The sequence below is a fragment of the Aeromonas sp. R4-1 genome, assembly GCF_040908325.1.
GTDB classification, from domain to species: Bacteria; Pseudomonadota; Gammaproteobacteria; order Enterobacterales; family Aeromonadaceae; genus Aeromonas; species Aeromonas veronii.
The window spans coordinates 1-5,069 of the sequence record NZ_JBFODM010000032.1; the positions used below are offsets into that span (position 1 = coordinate 1).

Annotated in this window: 2 protein-coding genes and 1 pseudogene; all 3 read right to left on the reverse strand. The window is 59.6% G+C overall.

The window, feature by feature from the left end:
- A pseudogene (locus tag AB5Y90_RS04215) lies at positions 1-302 on the reverse strand (IS1595 family transposase); the annotation flags it as partial.
- A 126-nt stretch (positions 303-428) separates the two neighbouring features.
- On the reverse strand, positions 429-3,758 hold the full coding sequence (gene mscK, locus AB5Y90_RS04220) for a mechanosensitive channel MscK (RefSeq protein WP_201990817.1): 3,330 nt from the start codon (positions 3,756-3,758) through the stop codon (positions 429-431).
- Between the two features lie 150 nt (positions 3,759-3,908).
- Positions 3,909-5,069: pyruvate kinase PykF (pykF, locus tag AB5Y90_RS04225; RefSeq protein ID WP_368166603.1), on the reverse strand; the 1,161-nt coding region annotated here is incomplete at its 5' end.

Below are 5,069 nucleotides of genomic sequence, written 5' to 3' on the forward strand. Positions count from 1 at the left end.
GCTTGCGCGTAGTCTTCCCAGCACTGTGCTTTACGCAATCTGGCCAAGGGCGTCTTGGTCAGAACGGTGCTGGTGCGCAGACACAGTTTGCAACGGTAGCGGCGCAGCCCCCGACTCCATCCCCAAGGCGCCAGCTGGGTAACATCGGCCTGACAATGGGGGCAGCCACTGCATGCCGGTAACTGAGTATTGAGCGAGGTAATCGTGTGGGGTGCAGTGAGCTCCTGCTGAGCAACACGGCGCTGGCGCAGGGTTAACTGGGGAAAGAGAGACAGCAGGTGTTGAAAGGCTGGGGTATCCATGATGGTTGACCTCAAGGTGATGGCCTACTTCAAGATTAGCCTTTCAACACGTAATTGGGACAGAGCCATAAAAAAGCCGCTCACCTGGGTGAGCGGCTGTTGCTATCAGATTAATGCAGTTCGCTATCAGGCTGGCTGCTTGCCATCTTCTGCTGGCGGCGGCAGGGCGGCGGAGTTAGACTCCACCTTCTGCTCTTCGCCCTGCATGTTCTTGATGTAGACATCCATCTGGTTGAAGGCGATCTCGATGCCGTTCTCGCGGAACAGCTGGTCGATCTTGCGGTTCAACTCGTCCACCGCCGGGTTGCGATCCCCCAGTTCGCTCACGAAGAAGCGCAGCTCGTGATCCAGGGTGCTGGCGCCAAAGGTGAGGAAGTAGACGATGGGAGCCGGGTCTTTCAGCACCCGACTGTTTTCGTCGGCCGCCTGTTTCAGCAGGGTGCGGGTCAGCTCGAGATCCGAGCCATACGCCACGCCCACCCGCACGATCACCCGAGTGACGGTGTCACTCAGCGACCAGTTGATGAGCCGTTCTGTCATCAGCTGCTGGTTGGGGATGATCACCTCTTTGCGGTCGAAGTCGGTCAGGGTGGTGGCGCGAATGCGGATCCGCGAGACTGTACCGGAGAAGGAGCCGATGGTGACGGTGTCACCGATCCGCACCGGACGCTCGAACAGGATGATGATGCCGGAGACGAAGTTGGAGAGGATCTCCTTCATGCCGAAACCGATACCGACTGACAGACCACCCGCTACCCACTGCAGCTTGTCCCACTGAACACCCATCATGGAGAGAGCGGTGAGGGAGCCAAAGCCGATCAGCACGTAGTTGAGCATGGTGGTGATGGCGTAGGCGGTCCCCTGAGCCAGGTTGAGCTTGGAGAGCACCAGCACCTCCAGCAAGCCCGGCAGGTTGCGCGCCAGTGACCAGGCACCGCCGAGCAGCAGGAAGCCGATCAGCACATCACTCAGGCTGATGGGGAAGAGCACGGCGTTGGCGCCGGTGCCTTCACTGCGGTGCCACAGCACCATGCTGTCGAGGTAGGAGAAGACCGCGACCAGATCGGACCAGAGCCAGTAGAAGGCGACGCCGAAGATCAGCATCAGCACGGTACGGGTCAGACGCAGGGACTGCTGGCTGACATCCTCCAGATCCATGGGCTGCTCTTCGATGGACTCGCCACCTTCCGCATCTTCCGAAGATTTGTGCTCACGCTTGGCCACCGCACGGCGGTAGGCCAGACGACGGGCAGCCAGCTCCAGACCACGCAGAGCGGTGCGGTAGACCAGGCTCCAGATGATGATGAGGTAGAAGGATTCGATCAGGCGACCGGTCAGCTTCAGCGCGGTGTAGTAGTAACCGAGCACGGCCAGCACGATCAGCGCCACCGGTGCCAGCGCCAGGGCAATGGCGATCAGCGACTTCTGCATGCTCGCCTCGCCCTTGATGCGGGCGCGGGAGATGGGGAACACCAGATAGGCGGCCAGCCCCAGCAGGGTCAGGGTCATGGCCTGGCCGATCACATCGTTGCCCAGGGTGGAGGGTTCAACCACCGCCTTGGTCGCGAGCATGATGAGCGGCAGCAGTGGCAACCAGATGTAGCGCATGCTGTTGCGCTTGGCCTGCAGCTCCGCTTTCGGGATCCGGAAGTGGGTTTCGGCGATACCGCCCGGGCGCATCACCGCCAGATAGACGCTGAACACCAGATAACCGAGGGCGAGGTTCAGGGTGATCTGGAACATCAGCTTGGGACTGAGCAGACCGCAGTAGGTGAGCAGCAGACCGCCAGCCAGAATGAACATGCTGCCCGGCAGGCGTTGCAGCACGGTATAGAGCAGGGCGCGCGGGGTGTGCCACTGGCTGTCCTGACGGAAACGGCCAAGGTCCTTGGTGATCTTCTTCTCGCGCTCAACCAGCGCAGGGCGTTTCCAGACCAGCAGGCCGCCGATCAGCAGCAGCGGGAAGGCGAGCAGGGAGATCCCTAAGAGCTCTTCGCGCCAGCGTTTCCAGTCCGGTTTCAATACCCAGTCGGAGGCCTGTTTGTAGGCCTGGGCGGGCCAGCTGATAAACCACTTGCTGTCGATGGGCTTGTTGCTGCTTACCCAGAAGATGTGTTGCTGCAGGGTAAATTCGATAGAGGCATAGACCCGCGCCAGCTGCTGCTGGGTCAGCTGCAGGCTGATGGCGTTGGTGAGCTGGCTGTCGAGTTGGCGGTTGAGCTGATCGAGCAGATTGATGCGGGTGTCGAGCAGCTTGGCAAGGCTCTCCTTGTCCTCCTCGCCCACCGGATCCTTGCTGCTAGCGATCAGATTGTCCAGATAGAGGTTCTTCTGGAACAGCTGGTCACGCTGCTGGCTCAGTTCAAACTGGGCCAGATGCAGATCGGCAATCTGCTCTTCCAGGTTTTTGACGGCGATGGTGGGTGCCGCTTCCAGCTGCTGGTAGAGCTGATAGAGGATGCGCGACAGCAGCAGATTACCCTTGAGCATCTGCACCTGTTCATTGAGGTTGCGCTCGGTCTGGATGCCGCGCTCCAGCCAGCTCTTGGCTTGCAGGTTTTTCTGTACCAGCGAGTTGAGGCTGGTAGTGGCACCGATCAGCTGCTGGCTGAGCTGGTGGTTGAGCTCCTGCTCTTTTTGCACCAGCGGGCTGTCTTCGGTCGCCACCAATTCACCGGTCTGCTCGGCGGTTTTTTCGGTGTCGCCGAGGCGCTTGGCGCTGCTCTGATCCTGCAACAGCTGCAGTTTCTGCTCTTCGCTGGCGAGACGGGCACTCTGGTAGTCGCGCTGCTTGATCGCCAGATCCTGCATGCTGGTACGGTTATCTAGCTCCTTTTGCAGGTGGGCCAGTTGCAGGTCGAGCAGGGCCAGCTCGGCACCGAGCTTCATCTTCTCGGCGCTGGAGACGCTTTCACCGGCGTTGAGGCGGGTACGGATCTCCTGACTGCGCTGGTAGGCGCGGCTCATGCTGGCCTGGGCCCGCTCCGGCAGGGTCTGCAAGCTGGTGAGCTGGCTGCCGATGGCGCCGAGGGCCTCCTGGGCCGCCTGCATGTTGGCCAGCACTTCCGGCTGACGGCTGTCGAGCTCTGCCAGACTCATGCTGGCGTATTCGCTCTTGATCTGCTCGGCACTCTTGCCCTTGGTCAGGGCATCGAGCTTGGCGCTGATCTCTCTGAGTTCGGTGGGCAGGTTGCGGATCCGCTGGGCCTGGGTCTTGGCCTTCGCCTCTTCCTTGTCGATGCTGTCGAGCAGGGCGAGGGTTTCGGTCAGCAACTTCTGATCCGCTTGCTGACTGACGGTCAGGGTCTCTGATTTACCCAGACCATCCAGCGCTCGCTGAACTGCGTTGCGAGAGGGGACATCTTGCGCCATGGCTTGCGGCACGCAGAGGCTGGCGAGGAGACAGAGCAGCGGCAACAGGGTGGCCGAGACTCTTTTAAAACGTATTGAGGGCATATAACTTCCGGGTTATTACGCGATATTCGGGAGATTTCCCGCATAGATTAAATTCGCGTGGATTCTAACACCGGGCTTGTCAGGTAAGCAGGGGGGAGGGACAAAAAAAACGGCGCCCGCAGGCGCCGTTTTCAACTCGTTCAGCTCTGATTAAAGAACGTGAACAGAAGCGGTGTTGGTGGTGCCGCTCGGTACCAGAGCACCGGAGACCATCACAACCACGTCACCTTTCAGACCCATGCCGATTTCCAGCGCGGCTTCTTTACCGATGCGATAGAAATCGTCGGTAGAGGCGATGCTGTCAACCACGTGAGCAACCACACCCTTGGTCAGAACCAGCTGGGCAGCAGTTTTCTTGTTGGTGGTGATAGCCAGGATCCAGGCTTTCGGGAAGTACTTGCGAATGGCCTTGGCAGACTTGCCGCCTTCGGTAGCGACCACGATCAGCGGGGCGTCCAGCTTCTCGGAGGTCTCTACGGCGCCTTTACATACGGCCTCGGTGATGCGCAGCTTGTTGCTGTCGTTGGCAGCAGACAGGTTGGACGGCATCACGGCATCGGTACGCTCGCAAATGGTTGCCATGATGGTCACGGCTTCCAGCGGGTACTTACCCTTGGCGGATTCACCGGACAGCATGACTGCGTCGGTACCGTCCAGGATGGCGTTGGCCACGTCACCAGCTTCGGCGCGGGTCGGACGCGGGTTCTTGATCATGGAGTCCAGCATCTGGGTGGCAGTGATAACCACTTTGCGGGCTTTGTTGCACTTGGCGATGATCATCTTCTGGGCGAAGATAACTTCTTCAACCGGGATCTCTACACCCATGTCGCCACGAGCAACCATGATGCCGTCGGAAACAGCCAGGATCTCGTCGAAGTTGTCCAGACCTTCCTGGTTTTCGATCTTGGAGATGATCTGGATGTTCTCGCCACCGTGGGCTTTCAGGTGCTCACGGATTTCCAGAACGTCTTCTTTCTTGCGGATGAAAGAAGCAGCAACGAAATCAACGCCTTGCTCGCAACCAAAGATCAGGTCGCGCTTGTCTTTCTCGGCCAGGGCCGGCAGCTTGATGGAGACGCCCGGCAGGTTAACGCCCTTGTTCTCGCCCAGGTCACCGTTGTTCAGCACTTTACAGATAACTTCGCGCTCGGTGATTTCGATAACGTCCAGACCGATCAGGCCGTCATCAACCAGGATGCGGTTGCCGACGCGCAGATCGTTGGCGAAACCTGCATAGGTCACGGCCACTTTGTCTTTGTTGCCAACCACGGTCTGGTCGGTGGTGAAGGTGAAAGTCTGGCCAGCGACCAG

What these genes read in the sequence shown, in the direction of transcription:
- mscK (WP_201990817.1), bottom strand. Translation starts at nt 3,758, where the DNA reads ATGCCCTCAATACGTTTTAAAAGAGTCTCGGCCACCCTGTTGCCGCTG.